Source organism: Aliiroseovarius sp. ABM4_368 (genome assembly GCF_056161205.1).
Window position 1 is genome coordinate 436,630 of sequence record NZ_JBSWYR010000004.1, and the last position, 19,079, is coordinate 455,708.

General features: G+C 58.6%; 21 protein-coding genes. 8 read left to right on the forward strand and 13 right to left on the reverse strand.

Going from position 1 to position 19,079, the window contains the following annotated elements; all coding sequences use genetic code 11:
* Positions 1-19 precede the first annotated feature (19 nt).
* The 5 genes from pheT to ACXAH3_RS14185 form a co-directional block, all read right to left on the reverse strand.
* Positions 20-2,416, reverse strand: a complete 2,397-nt coding sequence (gene pheT / locus ACXAH3_RS14165; protein WP_474862739.1) for a phenylalanine--tRNA ligase subunit beta — start codon at positions 2,414-2,416, stop codon at positions 20-22.
* Positions 2,413-2,715, reverse strand: a complete 303-nt coding sequence (locus ACXAH3_RS14170) for a hypothetical protein (protein ID WP_474862740.1) — start codon at positions 2,713-2,715, stop codon at positions 2,413-2,415. Before ACXAH3_RS14170 ends, pheT begins: the two co-directional genes overlap by 4 nt.
* Positions 2,716-3,789, reverse strand: a complete 1,074-nt coding sequence (gene pheS, locus ACXAH3_RS14175) for a phenylalanine--tRNA ligase subunit alpha (protein WP_474862741.1) — start codon at positions 3,787-3,789, stop codon at positions 2,716-2,718.
* A gap of 70 nt (positions 3,790-3,859) precedes the next feature.
* Complete coding sequence (locus tag ACXAH3_RS14180) at positions 3,860-5,107, reverse strand: RNA polymerase sigma factor (protein ID WP_474862742.1); 1,248 nt, start codon at positions 5,105-5,107, stop codon at positions 3,860-3,862.
* Positions 5,108-5,113: 6 nt separating this feature from the next.
* A complete protein-coding gene (locus ACXAH3_RS14185; protein WP_474862743.1) occupies positions 5,114-5,464 on the reverse strand; it encodes a YciI family protein in 351 nt (116 codons plus the stop codon).
* A 239-nt stretch (positions 5,465-5,703) separates the two neighbouring features.
* Here ACXAH3_RS14185 and ACXAH3_RS14190 point away from each other — a divergent pair, with 239 nt between their 5' ends.
* Complete coding sequence (locus tag ACXAH3_RS14190) at positions 5,704-6,237, forward strand: ricin-type beta-trefoil lectin domain protein (RefSeq protein WP_474862744.1); 534 nt, start codon at positions 5,704-5,706, stop codon at positions 6,235-6,237.
* A gap of 134 nt (positions 6,238-6,371) precedes the next feature.
* Here the strand turns inward: ACXAH3_RS14190 and rplT are convergent, their stop codons facing one another.
* The 4 genes from rplT to pyk form a co-directional block, all read right to left on the reverse strand.
* Entirely contained in the window at positions 6,372-6,737 is a 366-nt protein-coding gene (rplT, locus tag ACXAH3_RS14195) for a 50S ribosomal protein L20 (RefSeq protein ID WP_474862745.1), read from the reverse strand.
* 14 nt (positions 6,738-6,751) lie between these two features.
* Positions 6,752-6,952, reverse strand: a complete 201-nt coding sequence (gene rpmI / locus ACXAH3_RS14200; RefSeq protein WP_133488947.1) for a 50S ribosomal protein L35 — start codon at positions 6,950-6,952, stop codon at positions 6,752-6,754.
* 133 nt (positions 6,953-7,085) lie between these two features.
* Positions 7,086-7,322: a hypothetical protein gene (locus ACXAH3_RS14205; protein WP_474862746.1), complete on the reverse strand. Its 237-nt coding sequence runs from the start codon at positions 7,320-7,322 to the stop codon at positions 7,086-7,088.
* A 62-nt stretch (positions 7,323-7,384) separates the two neighbouring features.
* Complete coding sequence (gene pyk / locus ACXAH3_RS14210; RefSeq protein ID WP_474862747.1) at positions 7,385-8,824, reverse strand: pyruvate kinase; 1,440 nt, start codon at positions 8,822-8,824, stop codon at positions 7,385-7,387.
* Between the two features lie 126 nt (positions 8,825-8,950).
* Here pyk and ACXAH3_RS14215 point away from each other — a divergent pair, with 126 nt between their 5' ends.
* The 5 genes from ACXAH3_RS14215 to parA all read left to right on the forward strand — a co-directional run bounded on the left by ACXAH3_RS14215 (position 8,951) and on the right by parA (position 12,089).
* A complete protein-coding gene (locus ACXAH3_RS14215; protein ID WP_474862748.1) occupies positions 8,951-9,691 on the forward strand; it encodes an N-formylglutamate amidohydrolase in 741 nt (246 codons plus the stop codon).
* 145 nt (positions 9,692-9,836) lie between these two features.
* A complete protein-coding gene (locus ACXAH3_RS14220) occupies positions 9,837-10,076 on the forward strand; it encodes a DUF6868 family protein (protein ID WP_474862749.1) in 240 nt (79 codons plus the stop codon).
* Positions 10,077-10,152: 76 nt separating this feature from the next.
* Entirely contained in the window at positions 10,153-10,467 is a 315-nt protein-coding gene (locus ACXAH3_RS14225) for a DUF1244 domain-containing protein (RefSeq protein WP_474862750.1), read from the forward strand.
* Between the two features lie 100 nt (positions 10,468-10,567).
* Positions 10,568-11,362 carry a DODA-type extradiol aromatic ring-opening family dioxygenase gene (locus ACXAH3_RS14230; RefSeq protein ID WP_474862751.1) on the forward strand — a complete coding sequence of 265 codons (795 nt, stop codon included), beginning with the start codon at positions 10,568-10,570 and terminating at the stop codon, positions 11,360-11,362.
* Positions 11,363-11,450: 88 nt separating this feature from the next.
* A complete protein-coding gene (gene parA, locus ACXAH3_RS14235; RefSeq protein ID WP_474862752.1) occupies positions 11,451-12,089 on the forward strand; it encodes a ParA family partition ATPase in 639 nt (212 codons plus the stop codon).
* 135 nt (positions 12,090-12,224) lie between these two features.
* Here parA and ACXAH3_RS14240 read toward each other — a convergent pair whose 3' ends face one another.
* Together ACXAH3_RS14240 and ACXAH3_RS14245 are read right to left on the reverse strand one after the other, a co-directional pair.
* Complete coding sequence (locus ACXAH3_RS14240; protein WP_474862753.1) at positions 12,225-14,105, reverse strand: PhoX family protein; 1,881 nt, start codon at positions 14,103-14,105, stop codon at positions 12,225-12,227.
* A 195-nt stretch (positions 14,106-14,300) separates the two neighbouring features.
* The gene (locus ACXAH3_RS14245; protein ID WP_474862754.1) at positions 14,301-15,155 is read right to left on the reverse strand and encodes a D-amino-acid transaminase; all 855 of its coding nucleotides are present in this window, start codon (positions 15,153-15,155) and stop codon (positions 14,301-14,303) included.
* A gap of 102 nt (positions 15,156-15,257) precedes the next feature.
* On the opposite strand from ACXAH3_RS14245, the gene ACXAH3_RS14250 reads away from it, so the two are divergent.
* The gene (locus ACXAH3_RS14250) at positions 15,258-15,707 is read left to right on the forward strand and encodes a DMT family transporter (protein ID WP_474862755.1); all 450 of its coding nucleotides are present in this window, start codon (positions 15,258-15,260) and stop codon (positions 15,705-15,707) included.
* Positions 15,708-15,709: 2 nt separating this feature from the next.
* Here the strand turns inward: ACXAH3_RS14250 and dgcA are convergent, their stop codons facing one another.
* Positions 15,710-16,675 carry an N-acetyl-D-Glu racemase DgcA gene (gene dgcA / locus ACXAH3_RS14255; RefSeq protein WP_474862756.1) on the reverse strand — a complete coding sequence of 322 codons (966 nt, stop codon included), beginning with the start codon at positions 16,673-16,675 and terminating at the stop codon, positions 15,710-15,712.
* Between the two features lie 109 nt (positions 16,676-16,784).
* Entirely contained in the window at positions 16,785-17,786 is a 1,002-nt protein-coding gene (gene dgcN / locus ACXAH3_RS14260; RefSeq protein ID WP_474862757.1) for an N-acetyltransferase DgcN, read from the reverse strand.
* A 273-nt stretch (positions 17,787-18,059) separates the two neighbouring features.
* On the opposite strand from dgcN, the gene ACXAH3_RS14265 reads away from it, so the two are divergent.
* Complete coding sequence (locus ACXAH3_RS14265) at positions 18,060-19,019, forward strand: L-malyl-CoA/beta-methylmalyl-CoA lyase (protein WP_474862758.1); 960 nt, start codon at positions 18,060-18,062, stop codon at positions 19,017-19,019.
* Positions 19,020-19,079 lie beyond the last annotated feature (60 nt).

Sequence of the window (19,079 nt, forward strand, 5' to 3'; positions counted from 1 at the left end):
CGAGGGACCGCGCTTTGTTTTATCCGCGCAAGCTGCCGCCTGTCGCCTTCTCGACCTTCTGGACGATCTTGGCACTTACGGCTTCGATGTCCTTGTCGGTCAGAGTCACGTCACGCGGTTGCAGGCGCACGGTGATAGCAAGGGATTTCTTGCCCTCGCCTAGCGATCCGCCGATGAATTCATCAAAGACGTTCACATCAGTGATCAGCGCCTTGTCGGCACCTGCGGCTGCGTTCACCAGATTGATGGCTTCCACATCCGCGTCCACCACGAAGGCGAAGTCACGCTCGACCGGTTGCAGGTCTGATGCGCCCAACGCCGCACGGCCGGTGCCTTTGGCTTTCGGGAATGGCACTTTCGCCAGATGTACAGCGAAGGCCACAACGGGGCCCTTCACGTCCATCTCGGCGATGGTTTTCGGGTGCAGCTCGCCAAATGCGCCAAGGATGTTTTTCGGACCCAGACCCAGCTTGGCCGAACGTCCCGGATGCCACCATGCATTCATGTCGCGCACGAAGGTCAGCTTGGCGGGCGCGCCGATGGCGGCCAGAACAGCCTCGGCATCCGCCTTGGCGTCATAGGTGTCGACCGGGCGACGTGCGCCGAAACGGTCGCGCGGGCCGGTGTGCCCAACCAGAATACCTGTGACCATTTGCTCGTACTCATCAGGCTCGCCGCCGTGGAAGACGGGGCCGACCTCGAACAGGGCCAGATCCATGAAGCCACGTGCCTGATTGCGGGCAGCGGCCTGCAAAAGACCGGGCAGCAGCGAGGGGCGCATGTGGCTCATTTCCGACGAAATCGGGTTCGCCAGCGCAACATTGTCACCACCAGTGCCGAACCGCGCGGCACTTGCCTGATCAATGAAGCTGTAGGTCACACATTCGTTGTAGCCCAGCGCGGCCACGGTACGCCGCGCAATGCCTTCGCGCTTCTGCATCGGGGTCAGAATGGCTTTCGGTACTCCCACATGGGTGCGCGGCAGGGGCTTGCCGACAAGCTTGGTCAGGGACGCCACACGGGCCACTTCCTCGACCAGATCAGCCTCGCCCAGCACGTCAGGGCGCCACGACGGCACATGGGCCATGTCGCCTTCCAGCGTGAAACCCAGCGCGGTCAGGGTCGCACGCTGTTCGTCCGCCGGGATGTCCATGCCGACCAGCGACTGCACGCGGTCGGTGTCCAGCTTATAGGCGCGGCTCACGTCCGGCACTTCGCCAGCCATCACAACGTCCGATGCCTCGCCACCGCAGAGATCAAGGATCATCTGGGTCGCAGCTTCGATCGCTTGGGCATTGTAAGCCGGGTCAATGCCACGCTCGTTGCGATACCGCGCGTCCGAGTTGATCTTCAGCGCGCGGCCGGTTTTCGCGATCTGGATCGTGTCCCAGAATGCGGCCTCAAGGAAGACATTGGTGGTTTCCTCGGTACAACCCGTGGGCAGACCACCCATGATGCCGCCAATGCTTTCAACGCCTTCTGCGTCCGAGATCACTACCATGCCAGCGTCGAAGGTATATTCCTTCTCGTCCAGACCCACCAAGGTCTCGCCACCCGCAGCACGATGCACACGCAGGTCGCCTTTGACCTTGTCCGCGTCAAACACGTGCAGCGGACGGTTCATGTCGTAGGTGAAGAAGTTGGTGATATCGACAAGGGCCGAGATCGGGCGCAGCCCAACCGCCTTCAGACGGGCTTGCAGCCACGCGGGGCTGGGTCCGTTCTTCACACCCTTGATCAGACGCCCCATGAACAAGGGGTTCGCGTCCAGCGTGTCCTCGTCAATGGTCACGTTGATCGGGCTGGGGCCGTTGCCTTCAACTTTGTGCTCTTTCAGAGGCTTCAGCGTGCCCAAACCACGGGCGGCCAAGTCACGCGCAATGCCGCGCACGCCCAGCGCGTCGGGGCGGTTGGGCGTGATGGCGATCTCGATCACCGGGTCCACCTTGGTCGGGTCATTGGCGGCCAGCCAGTCGACGAACTTTTCGCCCACCTCGCCCGAAGGCAGCTCGATGATGCCGTCATGCTCGTCTGACAGCTCCAGCTCTCGCTCGGACGCCATCATGCCGTGGCTTTCCACGCCGCGAATTTTGCCGACGCTCAGCGTCACGTCGATACCGGGCACATAGTCGCCGGGCTTGGCGAGCACCACAGTGATGCCTTCTCGCGCATTCGGCGCACCGCAAACGATCTGCTTTTCGCCTTCGTTGGTTTCAACGGTGCAGACACGCAGACGGTCGGCGTCGGGGTGTTTTTCCGCCGATGTAACCTTGGCGATGGTAAAGGCGCCCAGACGGTCCATGGGGTTGAAGATGTCCTCAACCTCGAGCCCCAGATCGGTGCAGGCCTCGGCGATTTCGTCGACGGAGGCCGTGGTGTCGAGGTGGTCTTTCAGCCAGGAGATGGTGAATTTCATTTCGATTTCTCTTTCTGCCCAAGCAAAATGAGCTTCTTCATTCTGAGCGAGGTTTCTAGCTGATCCGCTTTCTCTTCCGCAGCTCGTTTATTTTTCTTCGAGGCGTGATGGAATCCAGGCAAAATAAATATCCAGCCTACCGGGTATAATGCGAACGCCCACACTCCCAACAAAGCGGGTAGAAAGGTCAGTATTAAACCTATTGCAAGCAAGGCATATTCCCAGCGCTTTGGATTGACCGAAACCTTGCGATCCCACCAATCCCAATACGCCGCGATATAAACCTGAAGAGCGTACACTTACCTACTCAGCCCCCCACGCATGGTCGGCACGTCCAGCGCGCTGAAGCCATAGTGGCGCAGCCAGCGCAGGTCGCTGTCAAAGAAGGCGCGCAGGTCGGGGATGCCGTATTTCAGCATGGCCAGACGGTCGATGCCCAGACCGAAGGCAAAGCCCTGCCATTCGTCGGGGTTCACGCCTGCCGACTTCAGCACGTGCGGGTGCACCATGCCGGAACCGAGGATTTCCATCCAGTCGTCGCCCTCGCCCAGCTTCAAGGTGCCGCCTTCCCACGAGCAGCGAATGTCGACTTCTGCCGACGGCTCGGTGAAGGGGAAGTGCGAGGCGCGGAAGCGCAGTTCGATGCCGTCGATTTCAAAGAAGGCGCGGCAGAATTCTTCCAGCGTCCATTTCAGGTTCGCCATCGAGATGTCTTTGTCGATCGCCAGCCCCTCGACCTGATGGAACATCGGGGTGTGGGTCTGGTCGTAGTCCGAGCGGTAGACGCGACCCGGTGCGATGACGCGGATCGGCGCGCCGGTCTTCTCCATCGCGCGGATCTGTACCGGCGAGGTGTGGGTGCGCAGCACGTGCGGCGGGCGGTTGTCGCCTTCGTCGCGGTGCATATAGAACGTGTCGAACTCCTGCCGTGCGGGGTGGTGCGGCGGGATGTTCAGGGCGTCGAAGTTGTACCAATCGCTTTCGATCTGCGGACCTTCGGCAACCGAGAAACCCATGTCGCCGAAGATCGCGCTGATCTCCTCGGTCACTTGGCTGATCGGGTGAATGGAGCCTTGGCGCTGGGGGCGGCCCGGCAGGGTGACGTCCAGCCATTCGGTGCGCAGACGCTCATCCAGTGCGGCATCAGCCAGCGCGGATTTCTTTGCGGAAATGGCTGAGTTGATCTCGTCCTTCAGCGCGTTCAGCTTGGGGCCAGCTACCTGCCGTTCCTCGGGCGTCATCTTGCCCAGCTCGCGCATTTTCAGGGCCACTTCGCCCTTTTTGCCGACCGCCTGCACGCGGATATCTTCCAGCGCTGCCTCGTCAGCAGCCCCACCGATTGCGTCCAGGTATTTTGTTCTAAGCTCGTCCATCTCGGTCCCTTTGCTTCGCACCGTTTCCAGCTAGCGAATGCAGGGCAAAATGGCAAGCGGGGGAAGGGGTTCAAGGCGCGTTCAATGCGTGAAGGCGGCTTTCAAGGAACGCAACTTGGGCGGGGGCATCGGACAGGGCGATGGCGGCGCGATAGCTTTGGGCGGCGTCGTGGTCGCGGCCAAGGCGGGCAAGAAGGTCGGCGCGGCAGGCGTGGAAAGGTTGGTAGCGGGCGAATTTGTCCTCCGCTTCGACCGATCTCAGCAGGGACAGACCCGCCTGTGGGCTGTCAGCATAGGACAACGCCACAGCCTGATTGATCCGCAGAACCGGGTTGGGCTGGCGGGAATAAAGCACATCATACAGTGCCACGATCTGCGCCCAGTCGGTCGAAGCAAAATCGGCGGCCTGCGCATGCACCGCGCTGATTGCGGCCTGAAGCGCATAGGGCCCCGCGCGTCCCATCGAGAGGGTGGATTCAACCAACGCCAGCCCTTCGGTGATTTTGACGCGGTCCCAACGGGCGCGGTTTTGGTGTTCCAGCGGGATAAACGCCCCGCCCTGCCCTTGCCGCGCTAGCCTGCGGCTTTCGCCAAGCAGCATCAGGGCCAGAAGGCCGTGCGCCTCGGCGTGATCGGGCAAGAGACCAGTCAGGATACGGCCAAGCCGGATCGCCTCGGCCACCAGATCGCCGCGGGTTAGCTGGCCGTCGGACGCCTGATAGCCTTCGTTAAAGATCAGATAAACGACTCGCAACACGGCGTCGGTGCGGTCGTGCAGGTCTTCAGGCTCGGGCAGTTTGAAGGGAATGCCTGCATCGCGCAGCTTCTTCTTGGCGCGGGTCAGGCGGGCGGCCATCGCGTCGGCTTTGTCCAGAAACGCCTTGGCAATTTCGGCCGTGGTCAAGCCGCCCAGCGCGCGCAGGGTCAGGGCCACGCGGGATTTTTCCTCGAGAGCGGGGTGGCAGCAGGTATAGATCAGTTCTAGTCGGTGATCGGTGATCAGCATCGGCGTGTCCTCGGGATCGCTTTGATGCTGCTCGAGCCAAAGGGTCAGTTCTGCCTCTTTACGCGTGGCTGTTGCGTTGCGGCGCAGTCGATCCAACGCCTTGCGCCGCGCGACCGAGATCATCCACGCATCCGGATGACGCGGCGCACCCTTCTTCGGCCACACCTCAAGCGCTGAAATCACAGCATCCTGCAAACTATCCTCGGCCAGCGCATAGTCGCCAATGGTCGACACAAGCGATGACAGTATCCGCCCCCAGTCTTCGCGGATTAGCCGCGCAATTAACGCTTGTGCTTCAACCGGGGGCAGCATGTGGGATCAATCGAAAATCATCACCGGGCGCACCTCGACCCGGCCATAATGCGCATCCGGGATCTTGGCGGCATATTTCAACGCTTCGTCAAGATCCTTGCAATCGAGGATATAATAGCCGCCAAGCTGTTCCTTGGTTTCGGCGAATGGACCGTCGACAACTTCGGTTTTGCCTTCACGCACAAACACTGTGGTAGAGGTTGAGACAGGGTGCAATGCCTCGCCCCCGACCATCACACCAGCGTCCTGCACTTCCTGCGTATAATCCACGTAGGACTGCATATAGGGGCCAAATTCATCGGTGCCGGGCTGCGGGCCGTTATCCTCGGCGTTATAAATCAAACAGATAAATTGCATCGTTTTTCCTTTCGTCGGTTGGGAAAGGTCTGGGCCTTTCTGTGTATCAGACGTTTGGGAATGGGCAAAATCGACAAGTGAGGCAAAAAAAATTTGTACACCCTATGCCAACCCTAAATGACTGACGTCGTGTGCACCATAAAAGTCCGTTACAAACTCGACGGAAAGTCCGACAATGTACGTTGAACCCTTACACGGTCGCAACTTGGCATCGCCCGAAGGCAATCTACGGAGAAAACATGTCACCAACTAAATCGCTACCAATTGCATTGAGCGTTTTGGCTTTCTCAAGCCCCGCTCTTGCTGAGAACGTCGAAATCTATGTGGTCGACATGCTCGACAACATTCAGAACGGTTATTGTATCGACATCGCCAAAGGGCGTGGCGAGGCTGCCAATCCCGAAGACGGGCTTCAAGCGCACACCTGCTACAGCCCCTCTGGCGAAGTGCTTGTGGATCAAGCTTTTGACCCCGAACAATTCGCGGACGGCGTGCTTTACATGCCTGAATTTGATGTCTGTATGCAGGCTCTTTCAACCGAAGCGGGCGCTTCCGCAGAGCTGGCTGCTTGTGATGGCTCTGCTGCTCAAAGCTGGTTGTTTAGTGGCGAAGGCACCATCGCACCGTCGTTAGCGCCGGAAATGTGCCTGACCCTGACAGGAGAGACGCGCACAGGCCGAAGCGATCAAAACCAGATGATTGCGATGACAATGCAAGCGTGCTCCAGCGAACAGGCGGCCTATCAGACGTGGTCCTATCGCACTGCAGAGTAAGTTTACCTCGCGTGCGCGATGGCCATCATTGGAGTGCGCGCCTTGCCACACACTGCTGTCGTCCGTCACACACTCGCAACAAAAAAGCCGCCGGGTTTCCCCAGCGGCTTTCTTAAATTTAACAACTGTTCTGCTTAGGCAGCCAGAGCAGCCTGTGCTTTTTCAACGATAGCACCGAATGCTTCAGGCTCGTGAACGGCCAGATCGGCCAGAACCTTACGGTCCACTTCAACACCAGCCAGGTTCAGGCCGTTGATGAAGCGCGAGTATGTCAGGTTTTCGTCATGCGAACGGACAGCAGCGTTGATACGCTGGATCCACAGCGCACGGAACTGACGCTTGCGGTTCTTACGGTCACGGGTTGCATATTGGTTCGCCTTGTCGACGGCCTGACGGGCAACTTTGAAGTTGCTCTTACGACGGCCGTAATAGCCTTTGGCGGCCTTGACGACTTTACGGTGACGGGCGTGGGTTGTGGTTCCACCTTTAACGCGGGACATATCAGTATCTCCTCTTAGCGGTCGTAGGGCATGTAGCCCTTGACGATCTTAGCGTCGGGGGCGGACAGGGTGGTGTTGCCGCGTGCGTTACGCAGGAACTTGTTGGTACGTTTGATCATGCCGTGGCGTTTGCCGGCCTGACCTGCGCGGACCTTGCCGGTCGCGCTTACCTTAAAGCGCTTCTTGGCGCTCGATTTGGTCTTCATCTTGGGCATTTTCGTCTCCAATCAAAGGTTACGTTGATGCACGGTGGGCATGCCACATTAGCCCACGCGCACATGAAGTTGGCCGTATAGGACCAGAACGCGCGACTCGCAAGCGTTTTTTCAAGGTCTAGGCTTGGATGTTTCAGGCCTGAAAATAAGTCATCAGGCGGGTCAGGACGGTATCGATCACCTGTGGGATCGTACTGATCGTATAGGCATCCGGCTTGGCCCCCATTGCCAAGGCAACCAAGCCGCCTCCGATCAGAAACATGATCGCTGGTACGCGCGGGGGGTCCCCACGGCGTAGGGATCTTGCGATTGCGGGCAGTGCCAACACCAGAATGAACAGTCCAACGACAAAATACGTATCATATGTCACGCAGAACCTCCCTCAAATCTGGTCGACTTGGTACTTAATGCACCAAGTATAGCCCAATTCGATCAGGTTGCGTAGATCAGACTTTCGTCACAAGGCGCCACGCGCAGAATGTTCGTCGTGCCCGGCACGTTGAAGGGCACACCTGCTGTCACAACAATCTGATCAGTCTCTTCCGCAATGCCCGAGCTTCTGGCCGCCCGCGCCGCCGAGACAACAGCGCCTTTGAAGCGTTCGACCACGGCAGCCGTGACAAAACAGTTGGTGCCCCACGACAGGCACAGGCGACGTGCCGTGCCGCGCAGCGGGGTCAAAGCGATGATCGGCACACGCGGACGTTCGCGTGCAGTCAACAGCGCAGTCGTCCCCGATTGAGTAAAGCAGCAAATTGCCTTGATATCGGTGGTTTCTGCAATCTCGCGGGCGGCGGCCACGATGGCGTCATTCACGCCGCTGCGGCTGGCCACGCGCGAAGCCTCGACCTGCTCGCGATAGGTGTCGTCGTGCTCGACCTCGATCGCAACGGCGTTCATGGTCGACACAGCCTCGATGGGGTATTGCCCGGCGGCACTTTCGGCCGACAGCATGACCGCATCGGTGCCGTCATAGATGGCATTTGCCACGTCCGAGACTTCCGCCCGCGTAGGCATAGGGCTTTCGATCATGCTTTCCAGCATCTGTGTCGCGACGATCACCGGCTTGCCCGCGCGACGGCAGGAATGGATCAGGCGCTTCTGGATCGGTGGCACCGCATGCACTGGCAGCTCGACACCCAAATCACCCCGCGCAACCATGATCCCGTCCGAGGCTTTCAGAATCTCATCAAACGCATTTACGGCGGCCGGTTTCTCGATCTTCGACAGAACGGCAGCGCGGCCATGCGCCAGTTCGCGTGCCTCTTCCACGTCTTGAGCACGTTGAACAAAGCTTAGTGCCAGCCAGTCCACGCCCAGCTGACAAGCAAATTCCAAATCCGCACGGTCTTTTTCTGACAGCGCGGCCAACGGCAGCACCACGTCCGGCACGTTCACACCCTTGCGGTCCGAGATCGTGCCCCCGACCTCGACAACGCAATTGGCATAGTCCGGCCCGCATTCCTTGACCTTCAACCGCAACTTCCCGTCATTCACCAACAAAGTGGACCCGGGCTTAAGTGCCTCGAAAATCTCGGGGTGGGGCAGACAAACACGATGGCCCTCACCGGGTGTTTCGTCCAGATCAAAGCGGAAGTCTTGTCCCTCTTCGATGTCTGCCGCACCCGCTGCAAAAACACCGCAACGCAGTTTCGGACCCTGAAGGTCTGCCAAGATCGCAATCGGGCGGTCCAAGTCCTTTTCAACCTGCCGCACCATAGCGTGGCGCGCACGTTGTTCATCATGGGTGCCGTGGGACATATTCATGCGAAACACATCGGCGCCCGCTTCAAAAAGGGCGCGGATCGTGTCGTAGTCATTCGACGCAGGACCAAGGGTGGCGACGATTTTCACATTGCGATGGCGTCTCACGATGCACCTCTCTTTCGGTTTTTACGCGGGGTCAGTGGACATATGCCGCAAAATGTTAGCGCTGACAACTGGCGCTTGACTTCAAGCTCGCTTAAATGAGGTTTGAAACAGAAAAACAACGCCATCATGACATATTCTCCATTTCACGTACATGGGCCAGACCGGCCATCCCGCTGGCTGATCACATGCGATCACGCGGCAAATACCGTGCCCACCTGTGTCGGCGACGGCGATCTGGGCATCGCACCCGAAGATATGAACCGCCATATCGCCTTTGACATTGGTGCCGCCGGTGTCAGCACCCATTTGGCCGAGCTTCTGGACGCCCCCGCGATCCTGTCGAACTTCTCGCGTCTTGTGATTGACCCCAATCGGGGCGAAGATGATCCGACGCTTTTGATGAAGCTATATGATGGCACGGTGATCCCCGCCAACCGCCACGCGGACGCAGACGAAAAGACGCGCCGCCTGAACGCATTCCACCGCCCCTATCACAACGCGCTTGCGGACTTGGCCGCGCGTCAAGACAACACGGTGATTGTCGCGATGCACTCGTACACGCCACGCTTAAACGGACGTGCCCCGCGCCCTTGGCACGTTGCTGTCCTGCACGAAAAAGACAGCCGAATTGCCACCCCCTTGATCAAACGGCTCAAGCAAGAACCCGACCTGTGTGTAGGCGAAAACGAACCCTATGGCGGGCATTTGGATGGCGACAGCATCGACCGCCACGCCGTACTGCAAAAGCGCCCCAACGTGTTGATCGAAATCCGCAACGATCTGATCGAGACTGAGGATCAACAGCGCGCATGGGCTGAACGTCTGGCCCCCATCCTGACCGAGGTTCTGGCCGAGAGCGGGCTGTAGGGGCGTTGCCCCTCGGCCTGCGACCTCACCCCAGGATATTGGTGACAAGAAAAAGGCGCGTGGGTCGAAAATGGGATGGGGTTTCTTGCCGGAAACGACTCGAAACCCCATATATATAGCAGGTTTCAAGGAAAGGAGACCTGCCATGACCCTTGATCAACTGACGACGTTTTTCGGCTGGATGTCCATTCTGAACATCGCCTTTCTGTTGGTGGCGACCATCGGACTGTCCCTTTTGCGCCCGGTGGCCATTCGGCTGCATTCGTCCTTTTTCACGCTGGACGAAGATGCGCTGAACCGCGCCTATTTCAACTATCTCGCCAACCTGAAGATCCTGACGCTGGTCTTCTGTGTGGCCCCGTGGATTGCACTGAAACTGATGTAATCCCCGCCGCACCCGGTTGACCTTACCGGTCGCAGGCCTTCCAATGCCACAAACTGCCAACCAACCGGAGCCCATCATGGACGACCAAACCCGTATCGAGATCGAAGCAGCCGCCTTTCGCCGCCTTCAAAAGCACCTGATGGAAGACCGTACCGACGCACAGAACATCGATCTGATGAATTTGGCTGGCTTCTGCCGCAACTGCCTTGCCCGTTGGTATCAGGAAGCCGCCAACGAACGCGGCATCGAGATGACGAAGGACGAAGGCCGCGAGGCATTCTATGGCATGACCATGGCCGAGTGGAAGGCGAACTATCAGACCGATGCGAGCCCAGAAAAGCAAGCTGAGTTTGAAGTGGCGTTCAAAGAAAACGTAACGGATAAGCAGTAACGCCCAGCGTCCTGTGCAAATTCGCAGATTGCGTGTTCGTTCGCTTGGGTTACGTCATCCCCGCATGGGTCTTATCTGAGTTCCAACGAAAGGAACCGATATGACCCGTATGCCCACATACTTTATCTCGCATGGTGGCGGCCCGTGGCCGTGGCTGCCCGAGATGCGCCGCAGCTTTGCTGAACTCGAACGTTCGCTGGCGGCTATGCCTTCAGAATTACCCGACCCCCCGAAAGCCGTATTGATGATTTCCGGCCACTGGGAGCAGGACACGTTCGCTGTCATGTCCTCGAACGCGCCGCCAATGGTCTATGACTATTCTGGCTTTCCCGCCCACACCTATGAAGTCACCTATCCAGCCCCCGGCGCGCCCGCGCTGGCCCAGCGCACGGCGGATCTGATCGCAGATGCCGGGCTGCCAACGCGGCTGGACGATCAACAAGGCTATGACCATGGCGTGTTTGCCCCGATGGCGGTGATTTTTCCCGAAGCCGATGTGCCGACCTATCAAGTCTCGCTTCAGCACGGCTATGACCCTGCCGCGCATTTCGCCCTTGGTCGCGCGCTGGCCCCGCTGCGGGATGAAGGCGTTCTGATCGTCGGGTCTGGCCTGAGCTATCACAATCTGCGCAATTTCGGCCCGGCAGCCCGCATGCCTTCGACCGAATTTGACACGTGGTTAAACAACGTCATGCGATTGGACCCAGAAGCCCGAACTGAAGCACTGTTGAACTGGGAAACCGCCCCGTCAGCCCGAATTGCGCATAAGGAAGAAGACCACCTTGCGCCGATCTTTGTGGCACTTGGGGCGGCGGAACAAGATCCCTCGACCGTGACGTATCACGAAGAGGGCATTTTCGGCGGCGTAACGGCGACAAGTTTCCGTCTGGGGTAACGGAAAAACGCGACATTATAGTCCTATCGCCATTCGCCCCCTCAAGTGGTATGCTGCACTGCAGAAACGGCATTTGGAGGCTTAACCAATGGGCAGTCGGATCATCTGTGTGGCGCAGCAAAAGGGTGGCGCGGGCAAGACGACGCTCGTTTCTAACTTGGCAATCGCATTCTTGACTGAAGGCAAAAGCGTGGCCCTTCTGGACACGGACCCCCAAGGCAGCCTTGGTAAGTGGTTGGATATCCGCGAAGAATCGCTGGGCGAGGATGATAACCTTCGGTTCGCGACAGCCACCGCCTATGGCATTTCGCGCGCTATCCGCGGGCTTGCAGGCGAAACCGACGTCATCTTGATCGACACGCCGCCCAAAGCCGACAGTGACGTGCGTTGGGTTTTAACTGAGTCGGATCTAGTGCTGGTTCCCGTCTCGGCCAGTCAGGCGGATGTCTGGGCAACCCAAGACGTTCTGGACTTGGCCGATCGGGCCGGAAAGCAAGCCCGCGTCGTCATGAACCGCACCCGCCATAGAACGCGGGTCGGCGAACAAGTCACAGAATCCGTGTCGGAACTTGGCGCGAAGCCACTGCAATCGGTGCTGGCAAACCGCGTGATCTATGCCGAAGCATTGGGCCGCGGTTTAGGTGTAATCGAAGCAAAGCGCACCGGACCTGCCGCAGACGAAGTCCGCGCCCTTGCTGCCGAAGTGACGGCTGCTTTAAACGTTTAGATAAGCGTTTCCGATCAGGTTTACACGTCCCCGCTGGGGCAAGCGTTTCTGCGCGCGCCCCAAACCTACACATTGAAAGACCACGCCGCATATCTGCGACGTGGTCCATTTCTCAGACTTTTTATCTGACGGTACTTAACCGAATTCTTTACCGTCTTCGCGCCAGACCTGAATGACGGACGAGCGCGGATTGCCCTCGCCATCGGGCCAGCTACCACCCGGGTGCTGAATACCAACGAAGGCCACCGTCTTGTCCAACGACCACGTCAGGCCGGTCACTTCGGCACCATAGGGAACGGTCATGAAACGAGCGATCTCTCCGGTTTCCGGGTCACCAACCAGCATCTGGTTGTTGCCCATGCCTTCGAAGTCTTCTTCGTTCTTATAGTCGCCATCCGTCTGGATCCACAGCATCCCATCCGACGAGAACTGCATCCCGTCGGGCGAGTTGAACATGTTGCCTTCATTGATGTTATCCGACCCGGCATATTCGTTGTCATAAACAGTCGGGTTGCCCGCCATCACATAGAGATCCCAAGTGAAGCCGTCTGCCGCGTGGTTTTCGCCTTCGGGCGTCCAGCGCACAATCTGACCATAGTTGTTTGTCTCACGCGGGTTGGCCGCATTAACCGAGGTGTCGTCGCCACCCGCATTGGGTTTCACGCCGCGGTTCTTGTTGTTGGTCAACGCGCAATAGGCTTCGACCTTCAGCGGGTTGGCCGCCACCCATTCCGGGCGGTCCATCGTGGTGCCACCGGCAGCCGATGCAGCCATGCGAGTGAAGCACAGGATTTCGGCCGTCGACATGCCGGTTGCTTCCGGTGTCAATGCCAACCATTCGCCGCTCAGATCGTCGTTGAATTTGGCGACATAAAGCTGACCGTCATCCAGCAGCCCCTCGGTCGACGCACCTTCGTCCCATGTGCCGTTCGAAACATAGCGATACAGATATTCGCCGCGCTCATCATCACCCATATAGACAACGATGCGCCCATCTGATGCGCGAACCATCTCGGCGTTTTCGTGCTTGAAACGGCCCAGCGCGGTGCGCTTGATCGGGGTCGAGTTCGGATCAGCGGGATCAATCTCAGTGATGAAACCATGGCGGTGGGGTTCGTTCGGCTCGGTCGAAAGGTCATAGCGCGGATCGAATTTTTCATAGCCATAGCGCCCTTCGCCGCCGATGCCATAGCGCACGTAACCCTCACCTGCGGGTTCTTCACCTGTAGCGCCGAAGTAGCCGTTGAAGTTTTCTTCGCAGGTCAGATAGGTGCCCCACAAAGTGCGGCCCGAGCCACAGTTGTTCATGGTGCCCTTGACGGTTTTACCTGCCGGGTCAGCTTTGGTTTTGACCAGATCATGACCTGCCAAAGGACCAGCCAGCATCATCTCGGTCTCGTGGGTGATGCGACGGTTGAAAGGGCTGTCTTTAACGACAGAATAGCCATCAGCCGACTTTGCCAGCTCGACCACGGTCACACCTTGCAGGTTCTTCAGAAGTGTCACCTCGTCTGCCGTTTGCGGCATCCCTTCGGACGCGGCAGGCAGGTTGATCTTGGGGTTCACATATTCCGAGTTGATGGCAATGACTTCTTTACCGTCAACGTCGAACAGCTCCATCCCATCGGTGTTCTCGCCAAAAACCTTGTCCGACATCTCGACCGGCAGTGGCGCGTCGGGGCGATAGGCGCCCTCGGCCTCGGACCACAGGGGGTCACCCAAACGGACCAGTACTTTCGACTGGAAGCCCTTAGGCACATGCACCTCGAAATCGGTGGCGGTGCTGATCGGCTCGAACGCGAAATGCGCGTGGCCGGCGGCTTGCGCCTGATTGCCTGCGAACAGACCTGTGCCAAACACAGCGGCACCCGAACCAAATGCCAGCGCGCCACCCAAAAAGCCACGGCGCGAGATTGCGGCATCGACCACTTGGTCGAATTCGTTGTGGTTGGGGCGGGGATCACGATGTTCGTCGAAATCATCCCATGAAAGGTCAATCGTGGACTTATCAGACATTATTCATTCCTTGCTTCATCTGCTGGGGAAGCACGCATAAGCGCGTCAGCGGGAAAGTGAGGTCAGTCTGTGACAGCCGCGTGACATTAATTTGAAGCTTTTGAAACGAATGTCCGACCCAAACCACTCTTAGAAAAGTGGGCCAAAAGAAAAGGGCCGCAAAAGCGGCCCCTTTAAGATCGGTATCAAGTGGGATCAGACAGCCTTCTTCAGGCTCTCATCCAGATAGATTTCGCGCAGGCGCAAGGCCACACTGCCCGGCGCGCCATCGCCCAGCGCTTTGCCGTCGATTTCCACCACTGGCATCACGAAAGCGGAGGCCGAGGTGAAGAACGCCTCATCCGCGTTCTGCGCTTCTTCAATGGTGAAGTTACGTTCTTCGATCTCCATCTGGGCTTCTTCGGCGAAGCGCAGGACAGCCGCACGCGTGATGCCGTGCAGGATATCGTTGGACAGGCCGCGCGTGATGATCTTGCCGTCTTTCACGATATAGACGTTGTTCGAGGTCCCTTCGGTCACGTAACCGTCTTCGATCAGCCACGCATCGTCCGCACCAGCCGCCTTGGCCATCATTTTACCCATCGACGGATACAGCAGCTGCACGGTCTTGATGTCGCGACGCCCCCAGCGGATATCGTCGATCGAGATCACTTTCATCGGCTTCACGGTCTCGGCCAGACCCGGCTTGTTCTGCGTGAACATAACCACGGTCGGCTTCACCTTTTCAGGATCAGGGAAGACAAAATCGCGGTCGCTGTCGGCCCCGCGCGAGATTTGCAGATAGACCAGGCCTTCGTCGATCTCGTTCACGCGTACCAATTCGCGGTGAACCTCCAGCAGATCCTCTTTCGAGATCGGGTTCTCCATCCCAAGTTCGTTCAGCGACCGCGCCAGACGCACGGCGTGCCCTTCGAAATCAATCAGCTTGCCGTTCAGCACGCTCGTCACTTCGTACACCGCGTCCGCAAACAGGAAACCACGGTCAAAGATCGAGACCTTGGCTTCGGTCTCGGGCAGATACTCTCCGTTTACGTAAACGGTGCGGGTCATGTCAGGTCTCCTTCATGTGACGCAGCGGGCCATTTGACCCGTGCGGCATTTCCTGTTTGGGGTGTTGATACAAATACCGACGCCAGAGTCAAAGGAAACCCCATGCCCAGCGCAACGCAATCCGCCGCCATCATGTTGACCGCCGGGATTGGCATTCCGGTTCTGGCCGCGCTGAACGCCGCGCTTGGACAACGCATGGGGTCGCCGATTGCTGCGGGGCTGATCCTGTTCGTGGTGGCTTTTCTGACCACTGGTGTCGTATTCTTGATGTCCGGTGCATCGCTGAAAGGCGCGGTGGGATCGCCCCCGCACCTGTTCTTTGCAGGCTGCCTTGTGGCGTTTTATGTGCTGACGATCACATGGGTTGCACCCAGCTTCGGCGTCGGCAATGCAGTTTTCTTCGTGCTGATTGGCCAGTTGATCGCCGCCGCGACCATCGACCACTTTGGCCTCTTCGGCGCAAATGTTACGCCTCTGAGCTTCTGGCGCATTGCCGGGATCGCCGTTATGGGCGTGGGCGTCTTTCTGACCCAAATTGCAGGACGTGGCTGACATCAGCCCCAAAGCGCAGCGCTTGGCGGGTGCACGCCCGCGTCGTCAAACAAAAGTGGCGTCTCGCGATCTTCTGCCAACAGCAGCGGGCCGTCCAGATCGGTGACCATCGCGCCCTGCGCAACTAGCGTCGCAGGCGCCATAGCAAGGGACGAGCCGACCATACAGCCGACCATGATCCGATAACCCTCGGCCAGTGCGGCCTTTCGCAGGGCCAAAGCCTCGGTCAAACCACCGGTCTTGTCGATCTTTATGTTGATCACATCATACTTACCCTTAAGCGCGGGCAGGCTAGAGGTGTCATGGCAGCTTTCATCCGCACAGACAGGCACCGGACGCTCCATCCCGATTAGTGCGTCATCGTCACCCGCAGGCAACGGCTGTTCAACCAGATCCACACCCAAACGCACCAAATGCGGGGCCAGATCGGCATAGACCTCGGCCGACCAACCTTCGTTGGCATCCACAATGATACGGGACTTGGGCGCACCCGCGCGCACGGCCTCAAGCCGCGGCATGTCGTCAGGGGTGCCCAGTTTGATCTTCAGCAGAGGGCGGAATGCGTTTTTCGCAGCCTGCGCCTGCATTTCGGCAGGCTCAGCAAGCGACAGGGTATATGCAGTGATCTCTGGCCCCGGCGCGGTCAATCCAGCCAGCTCCCACGCGCGCTTGCCTGCACGCTTGGATTCCAGATCCCAAAGGGCGCAATCAACTGCATTACGGGCCGCCCCGGCAGGCAACAGATCATAAAGCGCCGTCCGCGTGATATCACTGGGCAGACGCATGATTTCGTCCGTCACGCTGTCCAGCGTTTCATCATAGCGCGCATAGGGAACACATTCGCCCCAGCCCACATGATCACCATCCTGAACCCGAACGGTTAGAACCTTCGCCTCGGTCCGCGACCCGCGCGAGATGGTGAACACCTGTGCCAGTTTGAACACGTCCGGAGTGACTGAAATTTCCACGCGCTTGCCCTCTTTTTCTTGTCATAAATATCCCGGGGGTCGCCTTTGTTCGCGCCATTGGTCCGAGCGGACAATGGCGACGGGCTGGCCCCCGATCCACCCTGTCAGTTTAGATCGCTTCCAGCGCATCCACCAGCTTGCCCGCACCATAACGGAACGGGTCGGTGGCAGGCAGGCCCATGTCTTCTTCGACCTTCGCCAGATAGGCTTTGGCGTCGTCATCCGACATGTGTTGCGTGTTGACCGAAATACCGATCACCTGACAGTCTGGGTTCGCAACTTTCGCCAGGTTCAAGGCCGTATCGCGCAGTGCTTCCAGCGAAGGTTGCTGATATTCGGGCAGACCACGCATATGCTCGCGGGTCGGTTCATGCGCCAGAACCAGCGCATCCGGCTGGCCGCCGTGGATCAGCGCCATAGTCACGCCCGAGTACGATACGTGGAACAGCGATCCCTGACCCTCGATGTGATCCCAGTGATCTTCGTCATTGTCCGGGGTCAGATACTCGACAGAACCGGCCATGAAGTCGGCAATCACAGCGTCCAGTGGAACACCGTCGCCAGTGATCAGAATGCCGGTCTGACCAGTGGCGCGGAAGGTCGATTTCATACCACGCTTGCGCATTTCGGCGTCCATGCACAGAGCGGTGTACATTTTGCCAACCGAACAATCGGTACCCACGGCCAGACAACGCTTACCGGTGCGTTTCTTACCGTTTGCAATCGGGTACTCGACCTCGGGGATGCGCACATCATGCAGCTCTTGCCCGGTGGCTTCGGCTACGGCTACCAGATCGGGTTCATCGCGCAGCAGGTTGTGCAGGCCCGAGGCCAGATCGAACCCTTCCTCAAGCGCCGTCACCAGCACCTTTTTCCACTCTTTGGAAATCACGCCGCCACGGTTGGCCACGCCAACAACCAGCGTTTTAGCTCCGGCGGCTTTCGCTTCCGCCAGCGTCATGTCGGTCAGACCCAGATCTGCACCGCAGCCTTCCATGCGGAATTGGCCCACAGCATTGTCCGGGCGCCAGTCACGGATCCCGATGGCCACTTTGGCTGCCAGTTGGTCGGGCGCGTCGCCCAGGAACAGAAGATACGGTGTCTTGATCATGGCCGTGGCCCTTTCGATGAGTGGTGGAAACATCCTTCGCGTCATTTTGATGATTAATCAGCGGATTTTCTTGCGAACTCCCTTCGAAACACGACAAATGCACAAGAATTTCCGACAACTTGTCGTTTTCCCGCAATTTTCTTCGACGCATTGTCGGTTTCCCCAAGAATCCACCCACTAATGCTGCGGGTGCAGAATAACCTTGCGGGCGTTGCGGCAATTTAATAACGATTGCACCCAAGAAATCGCAACATCATTACCCAGAGGTCCGCTATGTCCTTCCGACTGCAACCCGCCGCCCCGTCACGCCCCAACCGTTGCCAATTGTTTGGCCCGGGCTCGAATACCAAACTGTTCCCGAAGATGGCGGCCTCGGCTGCTGACGTGATCAACCTCGACCTCGAGGATTCGGTGGCACCTTCGGACAAAGACGTGGCCCGCGCCAACATCATCGAAGCTCTGAACACCGTCGATTGGGGCAATAAATACATGTCGGTACGCATCAACAGCCTCGATACACCTTATTGGTATCGCGATGTTGTGGACCTGCTGGAGCAAGCTGGCGACCGCATCGACCAGATCATGATCCCGAAGGTGGGATGCGCTGAAGACGTCTATGCCGTGGACGCTCTGGTCACTGCCATCGAGCAAGCAAAGGGGCGCACCAAACCCGTCAGCTTTGAAGTCATCATCGAATCAGCTGCTGGTATTGCGCATGTGGAAGCGATCGCGGCCTCCAGCCCTCGCTTGCAGGCCATGTCTTTGGGCGCAGCTGACTTCGCAGCCTCGATGGGCATGCAGACCACCGGCATCGGCGGCACGCAAGAGAACTACTACATGCTGTGCGAGGGCGAGAAGCATTGGTCCGATCCGTGGCACTGGGCGCAAGCCGCCATCGTCGCCGCCTGCCGCACCCACGGCATCCTGCCGGTCGATGGCCCATTCGGCGATTTCTCGGACGACGAAGGGTACATCGCACAGGCCAAACGCTCGGCCACGCTGGGCATGGTTGGTAAATGGGCCATCCACCCGAAACAGATCGCCTTGGCGAACGAGGTATTCACCCCGTCGGAAGAAGCCGTTGCTGAAGCGCGCGAGATTCTTGCGGCCATGGAGCAAGCAAAAGCCAACGGTGAAGGCGCAACTGTCTACAAGGGCCGTCTGGTCGACATCGCGTCGATTAAGCAGGCCGAGGTGATCGTGGCACAGGCCGAGCTGATTGCCGGAAGCTAATTCCAGCCAAACCTACCGATTGGCCCTGCAGTTGCGCGGGGCCTTTCTGCGTTATCGCCT